The organism is Barnesiella intestinihominis YIT 11860, from assembly GCF_000296465.1.
Lineage (GTDB): Bacteria > Bacteroidota > Bacteroidia > Bacteroidales > Barnesiellaceae > Barnesiella > Barnesiella intestinihominis.
The window spans coordinates 471541-487011 of sequence record NZ_JH815206.1 but is presented as its reverse complement, the minus strand read 5'-3'; the positions used below and the strand labels follow the sequence as shown (position 1 = coordinate 487011).

Here is a 15471-nt window from a genome sequence, read left to right as displayed (position 1 = left end):
AAAAAAACCTATGTCGGTTGTCTTTTTACAGAAACAGAATCCTTAAAAACATACCACATTATGCGACACAAAATTTTTATAGCCTTTTTATCCCTTCTCACCGCCACATCGACCCTCGATATGGCAAAAGCCCAATCCCTACCATACAAAAACAAAAATCTCCCCATCGAGGAACGCGTAGAAGACTTGCTGAACCGCATGACTGTCGATGAAAAAATCGCACAAATACGGCACATACACTCTTCGAAAATTTTTAACGGGCAAGAGCTCGATATGAAAAAACTGACCGATTGGGCAGGTAATACTTCATGGGGATTTGTCGAAGGCTTTCCCCTCACCGGCGACAATTGCGCTAAAAGCATGTATCTCATTCAAAAATACATGGTAGAAAAAACCCGGTTGGGAATACCCATCTTCACGGTTGCAGAATCTCTGCACGGTGCTGTGCACGACGGAGCCACCATATATCCCCAAAACATCGCTTTGGGGAGCACCTTTAATCCCGAACTGGCACGAAAGAAAACGCAAATGATTTCCGACGATCTACACAGCATGGGATTTCGACAAGTTCTATCCCCCTGTATAGACGTAGTACGCGATTTACGTTGGGGACGGGTCGAAGAGTCCTATGGGGAAGACCCATATCTATGCGGCCTTTTCGGCATCGAGGAGGTTTCGGGGTATCTCGAAAACGGCATATCGCCCATGTTGAAGCATTACGGCCCGCACGGCAACCCGTTGAGCGGATTAAATTTAGCCTCGGTAGAATGCGGATTGCGAGATTTGCACGAAATCTATCTCAAACCGTTCGAAATGGTTGTTAAAAACACCGGAATATTGGCAGTCATGTCGACCTATAACTCTTGGAACCATATACCCAACTCAGCATCACATTATCTGCTTACCGATATACTTCGTGACGAATGGGGCTTCAAAGGATATGTATATTCCGACTGGGGTGCTATCGAAATGCTCAAAACGTTGCATTTCACAGCCCGCAACTCCTCTGAGGCCGCCATTCAAGCCATTTCCGCCGGGCTCGATGCCGAGGCATCGAGCAAATGCTATCCCTTCCTGAAAGGATTGATCGAAAAAGGCCAGTTCGATGAAAAAATTCTCGACACGGCCGTCCGCCGGGTTTTATTCGCAAAATTCGCTATGGGACTCTTTGAAGACCCTTACGGCAAAACCTTCAAAAACCGTAAACGACACTCCCCAGAAAGCGTCAAACTCGCCAAAACGATTGCCGACGAATCAACCGTCCTGCTGAAAAACGAAAACCAGCTACTGCCGCTCGATGCCAAAAGCCTGAAATCGATCGCCATTATCGGGCCCAATGCCGACCAAGTCCAATTCGGAGATTACACTTGGAGCCGCAACAACAAAGACGGTGTCACCCCGCTACAAGGTATCAAGAACCGGGTAAACAAAAACACCGCCATACACTACGCCAAAGGTTGCAGTCTCACATCATTGGACACATCGGGAATAGCCGAAGCGGTCGAAGCCGCCAAAAACAGCGAAGTAGCCGTAATTTTCGGCGGTAGCGCCAGCGCCGCTTTGGCTCGTGACTACAAAAGCTCCACTTGCGGAGAAGGGTTCGACCTGAACGATTTGAACCTCACCGGAGCGCAATCGCAACTAATACGCGAAGTATATCGAACCGGCACTCCCGTCATACTTGTATTGGTAACAGGAAAACCTTTTGTCATAGAATGGGAAAAGAACAATTTGCCCGCTATACTCGTCCAATGGTATGCCGGTGAACAAGCCGGAAACTCCATTGCCGATATCCTATTCGGAGAAGTCGTTCCTTCGGGAAGACTCACTTTCTCTTTCCCTCGCAGCACCGGACATTTGCCTGTCTACTACAACTATCTGCCGTCCGACCGTGGATTCTACAAAAACCCCGGAAGCTACGACTCACCCGGACGGGACTATGTTTTCTCGGCTCCTTCGGCTCTATATAGTTTCGGATACGGACTTTCCTACACCTCGTTCGTTTATAAGAATCTCTCCACCGACAAAGACAAATACGAATTGAACGACACGATACACGCCACAGTAGAAGTAAAAAATACGGGGAAATACACCGGTAAAGAAGTAGTTCAATTATATGTCCGAGACAAAGCCAGTACCTATGTGACACCGGTAAAACAACTGCGCGACTTCAAAAAAATAGAATTAGCGCCCGGTGAAACCCGCACCGTACAACTTCAAGTACCCATCTCCGATCTCTATTTGGTCGACGAGAAAAACCAACGCTTCGTCGAAGCCGGCGAGTTCATTTTGGAAGTAGGACAAGCATCGAATAATATCATTTTGTCGAAAACTATCGTGGCGGGAGAACCATCGACGATCGGGAATGACGAAATCGTAAAACCTAAAAACAAAAAAAGTTCCCGCCAAATGGAAGTGAAAGGAGAAGTGCGTGACGTGCAGGCGACCCTCGTTCCCGATATGCAGATTATTGAAAAAAGCACCGGAAAAACCATTGCTGTTACCGACGCAAAAGGTCAGTTCAAATTCACTACCGGCAATCACGAATATCTCATCTTCAAAAAATCGGGATACCAAACTGTCGAAATAGAAGTAAATAACATGAATGTAATCAACATTACTGTAAACTACGGAGAAAACTAACGACCCTATTATTCATCTCATAAAAATTATTTATAATGAAAAGAGCACTTTCTATTTCTTGCCTATGGATTTGTCTTCTCGTCCTATCGAGTTCTGTAATCATGGGTCAAGACAACCATTTGGACATCACTCCCACTCCCCAAAGTTTGGTTCAGAAAAACGGACATTTTACTTTAAATTCCAAAACCTCTTTTGCCATTGGGAAAACCCAAAGAGCTGATTTAAAAAAAGTAGCTGCCTATTTCCAGTCAAAAATCCTATACTCCACAGGATACAATCTAAATATAAAAAACAGCGGGAGCTCAAACACTATCAGTCTGCAAATAGACAAGTCGCTAAAAATAGGGAACGAAGGCTACCAACTGACCGTAACCCCCAAAAAGGTAATTGTCAAAGCCAAAACTCCGCAAGGAGTCTTTTATGGCATGCAATCGGTTATGCAGTTGCTTCCTCCCCAAATCGAGAGCGAAACGATTATCGATAACGTAGCATGGGAAATCCCTTGTGTGGAAATCAAAGATGAACCCGCCTATGGATACCGAGGTATGATGCTCGACGTATGTCGCCACTTCCACGACGTGGAATTTGTAAAAAAACAACTCGACATCATGGCCATGTTCAAAATGAATTATTTCCATTGGCACTTGACCGACGACCATCTGTGGACCATAGAAATAAAAAAATATCCCCGTCTCGCCGAGGTTGGCTCTGTACGCCGGAACGCCGATGGAAGCATACATCGGGGCTTCTACACACAGGAACAAATCAAAGAAGTCGTTGCTTACGCAGCAGAGCGGTACATTACCGTTATCCCCGAAGTAGAACTTCCCGGACATGCACTTGCCGCTTTGACCGCATACCCCGAATATTCATGTACAGGAGGCCCGTTTGAACTACGCAACAAATGGGGCGTGGAAGACAACGTATATTGCGCCGGGAATGACAAAACTTTTGAATTCTTACAAGACATTCTCGAAGAAGTCATTCCTCTGTTTCCCGGCAAATTCTTCCATATCGGCGGTGACGAATGCCCCAAAGTAAGATGGAACGAATGCCCCAAATGCCAGAAAAGAATCAAAGACGAAAACTTGAAAGATGCCCACGAACTGCAAAGCTATTTCATTCACCGTATCGAAAAGATAATCCTTGCTCATGGAAAATCGATGATCGGCTGGGACGAAATTCTCGAAGGAGGACTGGCTCCATCGGCGACAGTGATGTCTTGGAGAGGAGAAGAAGGAGGAATTGCCGCCGCTTCTATGGGACACGATGTTATCATGACACCCTCCAAATGGATGTATATAGATCATGGACAAGGAGCTGTCGAAACCGAACCCATTGCCATTAGATTCGGACTCCCTCTCGAAAAAACTTATAGCTACGACCCCAAATCTCCAAAAATTCCAGAAAATTTGCGTCACCACGTTTTAGGAGCACAATGCAACATGTGGACCGAATATGCCGTAACCCCCGAGTATACCGAATACCTGTTATATCCCCGCATGCTGGCTTTGGCAGAATTGGATTGGACACCCAAAGAGAAAAAAGATTACAACTCTTTCACTCGTCGGCTCGACAATCAATTGATCCGACTCGATATGCACCACATCAACTACCACATACCCATGCCCGAAGGCCCTATGGCCGACCGTATTGCATATACCGAAAATACCACGCTGACGTTCCACAACAGCCGTAACTATCCTATGGTATATACGACCGATGGAAGTGATCCTCAAACAAGTTCGACAAAATACGAAAAGCCGTTATATTTCAATAAAGATGTAACAGTCAAAATAGCCACTATGCTCCCCTCAGGGAAATTAAGTCCGGTACGCTCTATCAAAGTAGTTCACGAAAAGCTCATGCCGGCTACCGAAAAAAGCACCCAACCCGGTATCGAGTTGAGACGTACCGAGGGAAACCTCTATTTTGTAAAAGACCTCGATGGAGCGCATTGGAGTGTACCGAAGATTGTCAAAGATTTTGAATTCAAACCGGATATCGAAGACAAAGGAGCATACTGCTACACCGGCTACTTCGAAGTTCCCGCCGATGGCATATACTATTTTTCCTCCGAAATGGACGAACTGAGAATAGACGGAAAGGTCATCATCAGTAACGACGGTAAACTCATACGCCATTCTCGCACACGTAATTCCATCGCTTTGCAAAAAGGCAAACATGCATTCCAGCTACTGATGATTAACAACAACATCGGCGGCTATCTGCGCACATGGAACAACAAAGGTTTTATCTTGGCTCCCGAAGGGAACGAATTAGAACTACCCAAACCCGAAAAACTAACCCATTAATCAAAGATGCAAATTGAAACAACGGGGAAGTCCTAAGAGTAGGACTTCCCCGTTGTCATATTATCAAGCATATTTGTTTCTGCCCTCGGTTTACACTATCTTTGCCCAAAAGAAAGCAGCAAATGGACTCAGAAAAAATAAACCGGCTCATCGCAGAAAACAATTTGGAAAAAGCTCTTGCATACATCGACGAATGGCTCTCGAACCACTCGAAAGACGACAAGGCATACTACTTGAAAGGACTGGTCTTTTGGAAACAAGGAAACTGGAAACTCACAATCGAGAACTATCTGAAAGCCATAGAAATCAATCCAAACAGCCCGGCCAAACAAGCCTATGAAATGGTAATGAACATTATCAATTTTTCCAATCCCGATCTATACAATCCGTAATCACGGATTAAAAAATCAAAACAAACAAGGCCCAATATACCAGCATTTGCAAACCTTGTAAAATCCACGAAATCTCTCGTCGGGTACTATACACCCGATAACTAATCCACGTAGATAAAACCACATACAAAGGCAATAACATGACCAAAGCCCAAGGTAAAGCATCGCCAGCGGCTTTTTCGACAAATACAAACGTTGCTCGGTTCATCAACCACGGCCACGCAAAAACCGGCAAAGCCGTTATAAGAATTAAAATCTTGAACCAACCGGGAACTTCCCGAGACGACTTTTCTTTCTCCATACTATAAATACTCATTCAAACAAATAGAATCGGCTGACTGTAATCACAGAAAAACCGCAATCATATCTGCACGATCTGTGTTTCCGCCTCCGGGTGCAAAGAGGATCGCCCCGTACAATCAATCCATTCTACACTTTATGCAAATATACAGAAAACAAGATTGAAAAGTGAAAAAGGTTGCAATATAAAAATTTGAGTGTACCTTTGTCCCGAAATTCAAACAATCAAAATTATGTCTACATATACCGAAGATACTCGTAAAGTAACGACTCACCGCCTGATGGAAATGAAACTCCGCGGCGAAAAAATTTCGATGTTAACCGCCTATGACTTTTCAATGGCGACTCTTATAGACCAAGCCGGAATCGATGTCATTCTGGTAGGCGACTCAGCATCCAATGTAATGGCCGGAAATGTAACGACGTTACCTATTACTCTCGACCAAATGATTTATCATGGGAAATCGGTTGTCCGAGCCGTTAAACGTGCCTTAGTCGTCGTCGATATGCCATTCGGCTCCTATCAGGGCAATTCCAAAGAAGCTGTTGCCTCGGCAATCAGAATCATGAAAGAGACGCATGCCGACTGTGTAAAGATGGAAGGCGGAGCCGAAATCCGTGAATCCATCGAGCGCATACTCAGTGCCGGGATACCCGTTATGGGGCATTTAGGTCTGACACCACAATCCATTAACAAATTCGGTACATATACCGTTCGTGCTCGTGAAGAGGCAGAAGCCAATAAACTCATCGAGGATGCTCATCTTCTCGAAGAGATAGGGTGTTTCAGTCTTGTTCTCGAAAAGATTCCGGCAGCATTGGCCACCCGGGTAGCTCAGGAAGTAACCATTCCGGTCATCGGTATCGGAGCCGGTGGTGGTGTAGACGGACAAGTCCTCGTCATGCACGACATGTTAGGCATCAACAAAGGTTTTTCCCCACGGTTCCTTCGTCGATACGCCGATCTAAGTACAACGATCACCGAAGCGGTACAAGCCTACGTAAAAGACGTGAAAACACAAGATTTTCCCAATGAAAAAGAACAATACTAACTACTGTCATTGGAGAAAAACTACGTTTCAACTAATTATTCGATAAAATTCATCACGAACATTTCATAAACAATTATTTTCATGATTAAGAATCGCAATTATTCACTCGATTTATTGAGAGTTATTGCCTGTTACTTGGTCATTCAACAACATGCCAGCGAATTTTACTATATAGGAGAAGGAGGAACGGTTGTTACCGGAAGCAATACTTTTTGGATTGGTATCATAACCACATTATGCCGATCATCTGTACCTCTATTCGTCATGCTGTCGGGATTCTTGTTACTCCCTATGCAAGACAAAATTTCTACATTTTTTCGCAAGCGTTTCACCCGAATCGTATATCCATTCATCGCATGGTGTGTATTATATGCCGGATACTACGTATTAAGCCGTGGGGATTCTTTTAGCCAAATGGCACTTAATATTTTACACATTCCTGTGAATTTCGGGTGTGAAATAGGTCATTTATGGTATATTTACATGTTAATCGGGCTCTATCTGGTAACCCCGATTATTTCCCCCTGGTTACAACAAGCCTCTAAACGAGAACTGGAAGGATATCTCGGCTTGTGGATAATCACAACTTTTCTCCCGTATATTCATTTAGTTTATCCCGAAGTGCTTGGCGAAGCATTCTGGAACGACACACCGTTGCTCTATTACTTCACGGGATTCATCGGATACTTCATTTTAGGATATTATCTGAAAAGATTCGGCTATCCTTCTGCGGCATTATCTTGGATAATACTCATAGTCGGTTTCGCGCTCTCGGCCGGGATTTTCTGTTCACGTATCGATACGGTTCCCACTGTGCCCGAATTGGAGCTTAGTTGGGGATTCTGTACGGTAAATGTATTCCTGATGACATTAGGCCTCTTCTCTCTAATCGGCCGATTATCTTTAAAAGGGAAAAATGCAGCCTGCAAACTGCTGTCGGATATATCGATAAAAAGCTATGGAATGTACTTAGCCCACATTCTGTTTCTAAATTTCTATTATGGACTATTCAAGTCTATCTCGGATGCGGCCTATGTCACAATTCCCTTGATCGCCGTGTGTACATTTATTACGGTTTACATATTCGTATATTTGTTATCCTACCTGCCCAAAAGCAAGTATATCATAGGATAATTTATAAAACCTGTCATCAATAATAATGCCGCTTCTGATAAGAAAGCGGCATTATTATTTTTCGCAGAGAACGAGCTCCTTCTCATTCTTCGTTTTTCTTTAACAAGTCCCGAATTTCCGACAACAATTTCACCTCTTCGGAAGGAGCCGGGGCAGGAGCAGGAGCAGGAGCAGGAGCCGTTTGTTCTTCCTTTTTCTTTTCCGTTAACTTCGTCAAAAGTCGAATAAACAAGAAAATAGAAAAAGCAATAATCAAAAAGTCGAAGGTTGCTTGTAAAAAATTACCATAATTAAGTGTAACCGCAGCCTGTTCTACCCCATCGACTACTTCAGGCCCTTTCATCACCCATTTTAAATCTGTAAAGTTGACACCGCCGATCAGTAACCCGAGAGGTGGCATGATGATATCGGCGACAACCGAAGATACGATTTTTCCAAAAGCGCCACCGATAATTACACCGACAGCCATGTCGATGACATTGCCTCGCATGGCAAATTTTTTAAAGTCTGCTAAAAATGAACTTTTCATAATAGTACGAGTTATTAATATTAGATAGATTACTCAAACTCAACACAATGCAAATAAAGAAATTTTTCTTTTATTTTCACATTCACATACATTGTATTCAAAAAAAATATTTACCTTTGCATCGCAATTTTAGGAACAAAATATACTTGTATGAAATACAAAATTGCCTTTTTGATTGCGCTGCTTGCTTTGATGAGTTGTTGTGCGACACCTTGTGGTTGTTAAACAATATTACAAATGTAAATGTTTTTAAGAAAGCAGAACAAAAAAAGAAGAAAAAAGTAAGATGTTATTTTTTATTCAATAAACACTTAAAGTTTTATTACAATGATTAAAGTAGGTATCAATGGTTTTGGCCGCATCGGACGTTTCGTTTTCCGTGCAGCACAAACAAGAAACGACATCCAAATCGTAGGTATTAACGACCTTTGCCCAGTTGACTATTTGGCATACATGTTGAAATATGACACTATGCACGGACAATTCGATGGAACTATCGAAGCGAATGTTGAAAAAAGTCAATTGATTGTAAACGGAAAAACTATTCGTGTTACAGCCGAAAAAAATCCTGCCGATTTGAAATGGAATGAAGTAGGTGCTGAATATGTTGTAGAATCTACCGGTCTTTTCTTGACCAAAGAAAAAGCTCAAGCTCATATCGAAGCCGGTGCTAAATACGTAGTTATGTCCGCTCCTTCCAAAGACGATACTCCTATGTTCGTTTGCGGTGTTAACGAAAATACTTACGTTAAAGGTACTCAATTCGTTTCCAATGCTTCTTGTACAACCAACTGCTTGGCTCCTATCGCCAAAGTATTGAACGACAAATTCGGTATTCTCGATGGTTTGATGACTACCGTTCACTCTACTACCGCTACTCAAAAAACGGTTGACGGTCCTTCTATGAAAGACTGGCGTGGTGGTCGTGCCGCTTCTGGCAACATCATTCCTTCTTCTACGGGAGCTGCCAAAGCCGTAGGAAAAGTAATCCCCACTTTGAACGGAAAATTGACAGGTATGTCTATGCGTGTTCCGACTTTGGACGTTTCGGTTGTCGATTTAACAGTTAACTTGGCTAAACCGGCTACTTATGCAGAAATCTGCGCTGCTATGAAAGAGGCTTCCGAAGGCGAATTGAAAGGCATTCTCGGTTATACCGAAGACGCTGTTGTATCTTCTGACTTCTTGGGTGATACTCGCACTTCTATTTTCGACGCAAAAGCTGGTATAGCTCTGACCGACACATTCGTAAAAGTCGTTTCTTGGTATGACAACGAAATCGGTTATTCTAACAAAGTACTCGATTTGATTGCCCACATGGCAAAAGTTAACGGATAATTCTATTTCTCCGATAAAAAAAAAAAGGCTGAACAGTTTGTTCAGCCTTTTTCTTTAATCCGACAGGTACACCCTCGTCATATACCCCGAAAGTATCCTTCTTATACCACGCCACACCTTTCGGATCACCCCTCTGTTTATATCATACATATATAACACCGTAACTATCCAAAAAGTTATTCAGCACAGGCAAAATCTCGCCGATGGCCTTTCCCATATTTCCAATAATTCTTACCGGCATATCGGCATATTGGGGCTCTATACCGCACATCATCGACACCGCTTTATGTTCTCTTTCCACTAATTCGATTTCACACATCAACATATAAGCTACTCCGTCGAACTCTATTTCATTCTCATACCTCACCCTCTTTCGTGGCGAATTTTCCCGTTCATAAGCTACCAACCAATGTGCTGCCGCTAATGATGCCAAAGCCGGAGCTTCCCATTCAATCGTTCTCATAACTTCTCCTATTCTGTTAGCACGCTTCCATCAGGGTATATTCACACTGCATTTACCCGTTTTGTCTGTGTATCTCCTCCTTTTGTTTACAATTTTTATAGGCAATATACCCCGATGGAACATGGCTAACTATGTTAATTACTAATCTATTATTTTGTTTTTCAAAAAAAGTTTATACCTTTGTTTTGGTAATAAAACCACACAAATATACTACCGCTTTTATTGAAAAGCAAATTATTTATGGTAATTTTACCATATTATGAAAATAAAAATGTGAACGACTATGGAGAATGAAGCTAAAATAGAAAGAATCAAGACATTGATGGAAAACTTTGGAGTAACCCAGTCGGAATTTGCCAAACGCATATCGATCGATGCGTCCAACTTCTCGAAACACCTGACCGGAAAACTACCTGTCAGCGACTCACTTATCAACAGAATCGTCGCAGACTTGGGCGTATCGAAAGAATGGCTATGTACGGGTAAAGGATATATGTTTCGTCCCTCAGACAACGATGCACACTCTCATATACGCACATTAACTCTTCCCTCGGAAGCGATTATACCAGAAGCAAGAAATGGGGCGAAAGTATACGGTCTGGACGTAACCGCCGGTAATTTGGCGCGGGATCGCATGTTTACCGAAGATTTGGTAATCGGCAGTATAGACGTTCCTTTCATCAATCCCGATTGCAGCATTGTCAAAGTAAGCGGAGACAGTATGAAACCCGTTATTAACAATGGTGACATGATCGCAATCCGCGAAATAAAAAATCCCCAGCTTATCTTCTGGGGGCAAATCTACGTCATATTGCTGGAAGATTACCGCATGGTCAAATATATTCGTAAACACGATAATCCCGATAGGGTTATCCTACGCAGTGAAAACAAAGAATACGACGACATCGAAATCGAGAAAAAAGAAATTTGCGATCTGTTCATTGTCGAAAACATTATACGCATAGACAGCCGCATTTAATGACTACGAGAAATATATATAGCTCGCCCACAATACATTCACGAAAATTATGTCAACATTGGAAGAAATAACCATCGCCATGTCCCACGAGGACTTCGACACTTGGTCGACACTTACGGTCGGATTCAACTACACTAAAAGTCTGGTCATCTGTCTGACCTTTTACGATTATAAAAATGTACAACATCATACCTATGCGACAATCGAAAAAGACGAAGCAATGGCTATGTCGGAACAACTCAATGTAAAATTAACCGACTTACCCCAAACCATATGCAAACATTGCGGCGACACGTCGTATGTATTTGTGCCGTCTCATGTAGAAGAACTTTTCAAAGATGTACTGAATTTCATACTCGACTGCGGCGCACATTATCGCATATCAAGAGATTAAAGATTACCCCCAAATATAGTCTCCATTTTTTCAAAAATTCAGGCTCAACATTCTGTCTGTCAAAACAAAAACACCCGAACATACCGACCCGACAAATAAAATTTGTTTCTACATTCGTTTATACTATCTTTGCAAATACAAAAATAGGGCGCGACTTGGTATAAAAAACGAGCTTGTCCGTTTTATCTTATTCCTATCTCTCTCTATTTTTATAAAACAATCAAACCCGCCGTCACTCCAATGAGAAAGTTGTTATATATCGTTCTGTTCCTATCCGTCGGGAAACATTTGCAGGCGACAAATTACAATTGTCACACCGAAGCGGGACAACTACAATCTCTCATCGGAGAACAGCATCGGACAATTACGAATCTAACCGTCTCGGGAACAATCGACGTTCGCGATTTTGCTTTCATAAACGACTCCCTATTTCACTTAACCGGCATAGACCTTGCAGATTGTACGATAGATGCATTCGAAAGTCGAGATATTTACCTCGGAAATCAAACCCGTTTCGATGCCAACTGTATTCCGGCAAACACATTCTTCGGATTTCAAGAGTTAACGACCGTACGGCTCCCCCGGAATACCGAAAAAATAGGAAAAGGTGCTTTCGCAGGCTGTACTAAACTAAAAAACATAGATTGGGGAAACAACTTACAAGAAATAGCAGGATTCGCTTTTTGCGACTGTTTCTCTTTGAATACATCGTTACCACAGACATTGGAAAAAATAGGCGAATATGCATTCAAACAATGCATCTCTTTTACAGGAATAGACCTCTCCCTGTCTGTCCTTCGTTCGATAGGAAACCAAGCATTTCTCAACTGTACCGCCTTATCCTCGATAACCCTACCCGCCTCGTTACAATCTATCGGCAAAGAATGTTTTGCCGGATGCTCGTCTCTGACGGGAATAACACTCCCTCAAAAACTAGAATCTATGGGCGAAGGTTGTTTCTCCCACTGTATCTCGTTAACAGAGGTCGATATAAAAGAATGTCCATTGGAAAGCCTGCCCCCTTACACCTTTGACCATTGTACAAAACTACTCTCCATACAAGCCCCCAATACCATAACAGAAATAGGAGAAGGCGCATTCTATTATTGCACATCGCTCACCGACTGTATTCTACCAGAGTCTGTCCGAACCATAGGTGATTATGCATTTGCCGGATGCAGTAGAATCGCAGGACTTTCCTTCCTGCCCGAAGGAACTGAAAAAATAGGTCGATGGCCGTTCTATGGCATGAAATATTTATTTTCCGCAAAAATACCGTCGACAGTCAAGACCATCGGAGACCACGCTTTCGATAATTGCACGAGATTGAATGTTATGTTATCCTATCCGACCGAGCCCCCGATACTGGGAGAAAATGTCTTTCGAAATGTTCCGCAAAAAGATTGCCGGCTGGGAATCCCCGACGAAAGTCTATCTCTCTATTTGAATACGCCTCAATGGAAAGAGTTTGACATTCGTTATTTATCCGAGGTAGATGAGCAACAAATCGACGACAAGGCGTTGAAAGCATATTTCGAGCAAAAAATGCTCATCGTAAATTCGTACGAACCCATGCACCGCATAACCCTGTATACAATCGACGGACGTACAATATATCAAAAACAAGGCAAAACGACCGAAGCGAAAATCGATACTCAATCGTATTCGGGAGAAATATTTATCCTTTCGGTACAAATAGAATCAGGAAAATACTATCATTTAAAATTAGGAAGAGTCAATTAACCAGAACCTGTCGATATTCATTTCAAAATGGGAAAAAATAAACTGAAAAAATTCGACGACCTGCAAGGCTACCCACATGTATTCCAATATCCTTTCTCTGCACTACAAGAAAAAGGATTTGAGATGCAAGGCAAATGGGGAAAACAATTCTTCAAAAACGAAAATCCGATAGTCCTTGAATTGGGCTGTGGAAAAGGCGAATATGCCGTAGGTCTGGCAAAACGCTACCCGCAAAAAAACTTTATAGGAATAGATATAAAGGGAGCCCGCATGTGGAGTGGAGCCAAACAGGCCCTCGAAGAAGGAATAAATAACGTAGCCTTTCTTCGTACCAATATAGAGTTGATCGATCGTTTTTTTGCCAAAGGTGAAGTATCAGAAATATGGATTACCTTCCCCGACCCGCAAATGAAGAAAGTGAGAAAGCGGCTCACTTCTACCCGGTTTATGCAACTATATCAAAATATTCTATCGCCCGAAGGTTTGATCCATCTGAAAAGCGACAGTCCGTTCATGTACACCTATACTTGTGAAATGGTAAAAGCGAACAGCTATCCCGTACAGGTTTCGACCGACGATCTCTACCATTCGGGAATAACCGACGACATACTGGAAATAAAAACTTTCTACGAGCAACAGTGGCTCGAACGGGGCATGAATATCAAATATATTCGTTTCGTCTGCCAACCCCGTGAACAATTCATCGAACCCGACGTTGATATTCCTTATGACACATACCGGAGCTTCAACCGGGGAAAACGTAGCGGTAAACAAAGCAGTCAAGAAAATACAACATCAAAATAACACGACAATATGCAACTATATCCGAAACTAATACTCGACGCACTCGCCAAAGTGCGTTACCCGGGCAACGGGAAAGATTTGGTCGCTAACGAAATGATCGAAGACGACATTCGTATCGACGGTAACAAAGTAAGTTTCTCCATCATTTTCGACAAGCCGACCGATCCTTTTATCCGATCGGTCGTGAAAGCCGCCGAAACTGCCATTCTCACTTTCGTAAGTCCAGAAGTAAATATCAAAGGAAATATAGCTGTAAAGGCAAGACAAACAGCTCGTCCGAATCCTGAGAATCCCTTGCCCGATGTAAAGAATATCATTGCTGTTTCATCGGGAAAAGGCGGCGTTGGTAAATCTACCATAGCCTCCAATTTAGCTGTGGCGTTGGCCCGTCAAGGGTATAAAGTCGGGCTGCTGGATGCCGACATATTCGGCCCTTCGGCTCCCACGATGTTCAATATCGAAGACACCGAAGTCTATACCGAGAATATCGGAGGACGCGATCTCATTCTCCCGGTCGAGCGATACGGCGTGAAGATTCTTTCCATCGGTTTTTTTGTTCGTAAAAACGATGCCGTACTCTGGCGGGGAGGAATGGCAAGTAATGCTTTGAAACAACTCATCACCGATGCCGCATGGGGCGAACTTGATTATTTTGTGCTCGATTTGCCACCGGGAACCAGCGATATACACCTCACTTTGGTACAGACACTCGCTATCACCGGAGCAATTGTAGTAACCACTCCGCAAGAGGTTGCTTTGGCCGATGCCCGCAAAGGTATCAGTATGTTTACCGGGGATAAGGTAAACGTCCCTATACTGGGATTGGTCGAGAACATGAGTTGGTTCACTCCTGCCGAACTCCCGGAAAACAAATACTACCTGTTCGGTAAAGACGGAGGGAAACGACTGGCCCAAGAAACCGGAGTTCCTCTTTTGGGACAAATACCTATTGTACAAAGTATCTGCGAAAGCGGTGATGCGGGACACCCCGTGGCACTCGACGATACCATTACCGGATTAGCTTTCAAGCAACTTGCCGAAGCCGTCGTAAAAGCCACAGAGGAGCGCAATGCAACTAAACCCTCGACACAACGGGTAGAAGTTCATAAATAAAAAGCCCATACGACAAAGAGCCGCTATAAAATTTATAGCGGCTCTTTGTTTATATAGATTTGGGCTCAATCGATAATCAATGGATTGTTCAGTGTCTCTACTGTTTCACAGAACACCCCGTAATGCTACGAAACATGGCTGGGGAGAAGGGAGAATACCCACAAAGTTCCGAAAGGGTAAAAAGCTGTTCAAAACGACACTTTCACCCCTTTCTCTCTGTGTAGCTTATAAAATCGAAGCAAGGGCGAAAAAGGAATACATCTCAACCTCTC

14 protein-coding genes are annotated in these 15471 nt (G+C 43.1%); 11 read left to right on the top strand and 3 right to left on the bottom strand.

Annotation, left to right across the window (positions count from 1 at the left end; translation table 11 throughout):
• Nucleotides 1–60 precede the first annotated feature (60 nt).
• The 3 genes from HMPREF9448_RS13925 (at nucleotide 61) to HMPREF9448_RS13915 (ending at nucleotide 5350) form a co-directional block, all read left to right on the top strand.
• Nucleotides 61–2643 (top strand): glycoside hydrolase family 3 C-terminal domain-containing protein, encoded by a 2583-nt coding sequence (locus HMPREF9448_RS13925; protein ID WP_008863224.1) that lies wholly within the window; start codon nucleotides 61–63, stop codon nucleotides 2641–2643.
• Nucleotides 2644–2678: 35 nt separating this feature from the next.
• The gene (locus tag HMPREF9448_RS13920; RefSeq protein WP_008863223.1) at nucleotides 2679–4958 is read left to right on the top strand and encodes a family 20 glycosylhydrolase; all 2280 of its coding nucleotides are present in this window, start codon (nucleotides 2679–2681) and stop codon (nucleotides 4956–4958) included.
• A 122-nt stretch (nucleotides 4959–5080) separates the two neighbouring features.
• Nucleotides 5081–5350, top strand: a complete 270-nt coding sequence (locus tag HMPREF9448_RS13915) for a tetratricopeptide repeat protein (RefSeq protein WP_008863222.1) — start codon at nucleotides 5081–5083, stop codon at nucleotides 5348–5350.
• A gap of 7 nt (nucleotides 5351–5357) precedes the next feature.
• On the opposite strand, the gene HMPREF9448_RS13910 is transcribed toward HMPREF9448_RS13915, so the two are convergent.
• The gene (locus HMPREF9448_RS13910; protein ID WP_008863221.1) at nucleotides 5358–5651 is read right to left on the bottom strand and encodes a hypothetical protein; all 294 of its coding nucleotides are present in this window, start codon (nucleotides 5649–5651) and stop codon (nucleotides 5358–5360) included.
• Between the two features lie 232 nt (nucleotides 5652–5883).
• On the opposite strand from HMPREF9448_RS13910, the gene panB reads away from it, so the two are divergent.
• Both panB and HMPREF9448_RS13900 read left to right on the top strand, forming a co-directional pair.
• Nucleotides 5884–6702: a 3-methyl-2-oxobutanoate hydroxymethyltransferase gene (gene panB / locus HMPREF9448_RS13905; protein WP_008863220.1), complete on the top strand. Its 819-nt coding sequence runs from the start codon at nucleotides 5884–5886 to the stop codon at nucleotides 6700–6702.
• Between the two features lie 81 nt (nucleotides 6703–6783).
• A complete protein-coding gene (locus tag HMPREF9448_RS13900; protein WP_008863219.1) occupies nucleotides 6784–7836 on the top strand; it encodes an acyltransferase in 1053 nt (350 codons plus the stop codon).
• An 82-nt stretch (nucleotides 7837–7918) separates the two neighbouring features.
• On the opposite strand, the gene mscL is transcribed toward HMPREF9448_RS13900, so the two are convergent.
• Entirely contained in the window at nucleotides 7919–8368 is a 450-nt protein-coding gene (gene mscL, locus HMPREF9448_RS13895) for a large-conductance mechanosensitive channel protein MscL (protein WP_040296293.1), read from the bottom strand.
• 324 nt (nucleotides 8369–8692) lie between these two features.
• Between mscL and gap the strand changes: the two genes are divergently transcribed.
• Nucleotides 8693–9703: a type I glyceraldehyde-3-phosphate dehydrogenase gene (gap, locus tag HMPREF9448_RS13885; protein ID WP_008863215.1), complete on the top strand. Its 1011-nt coding sequence runs from the start codon at nucleotides 8693–8695 to the stop codon at nucleotides 9701–9703.
• Nucleotides 9704–9845: 142 nt separating this feature from the next.
• Here gap and HMPREF9448_RS13880 read toward each other — a convergent pair whose 3' ends face one another.
• Entirely contained in the window at nucleotides 9846–10166 is a 321-nt protein-coding gene (locus HMPREF9448_RS13880; RefSeq protein ID WP_008863214.1) for a hypothetical protein, read from the bottom strand.
• A 283-nt stretch (nucleotides 10167–10449) separates the two neighbouring features.
• Between HMPREF9448_RS13880 and HMPREF9448_RS13875 the strand changes: the two genes are divergently transcribed.
• The 5 genes from HMPREF9448_RS13875 to HMPREF9448_RS13855 all read left to right on the top strand — a co-directional run bounded on the left by HMPREF9448_RS13875 (nucleotide 10450) and on the right by HMPREF9448_RS13855 (nucleotide 15199).
• On the top strand, nucleotides 10450–11145 hold the full coding sequence (locus HMPREF9448_RS13875; protein WP_008863213.1) for a LexA family transcriptional regulator: 696 nt from the start codon (nucleotides 10450–10452) through the stop codon (nucleotides 11143–11145).
• A gap of 49 nt (nucleotides 11146–11194) precedes the next feature.
• The gene (locus HMPREF9448_RS13870) at nucleotides 11195–11539 is read left to right on the top strand and encodes a hypothetical protein (protein WP_040296292.1); all 345 of its coding nucleotides are present in this window, start codon (nucleotides 11195–11197) and stop codon (nucleotides 11537–11539) included.
• 240 nt (nucleotides 11540–11779) lie between these two features.
• On the top strand, nucleotides 11780–13282 hold the full coding sequence (locus HMPREF9448_RS13865; protein ID WP_008863211.1) for a leucine-rich repeat domain-containing protein: 1503 nt from the start codon (nucleotides 11780–11782) through the stop codon (nucleotides 13280–13282).
• A gap of 27 nt (nucleotides 13283–13309) precedes the next feature.
• A complete protein-coding gene (gene trmB / locus HMPREF9448_RS13860; protein WP_008863210.1) occupies nucleotides 13310–14086 on the top strand; it encodes a tRNA (guanosine(46)-N7)-methyltransferase TrmB in 777 nt (258 codons plus the stop codon).
• A gap of 9 nt (nucleotides 14087–14095) precedes the next feature.
• Nucleotides 14096–15199 carry an Mrp/NBP35 family ATP-binding protein gene (locus tag HMPREF9448_RS13855; RefSeq protein ID WP_008863209.1) on the top strand — a complete coding sequence of 368 codons (1104 nt, stop codon included), beginning with the start codon at nucleotides 14096–14098 and terminating at the stop codon, nucleotides 15197–15199.
• The last annotated feature ends 272 nt before the right edge of the window (nucleotides 15200–15471 follow it).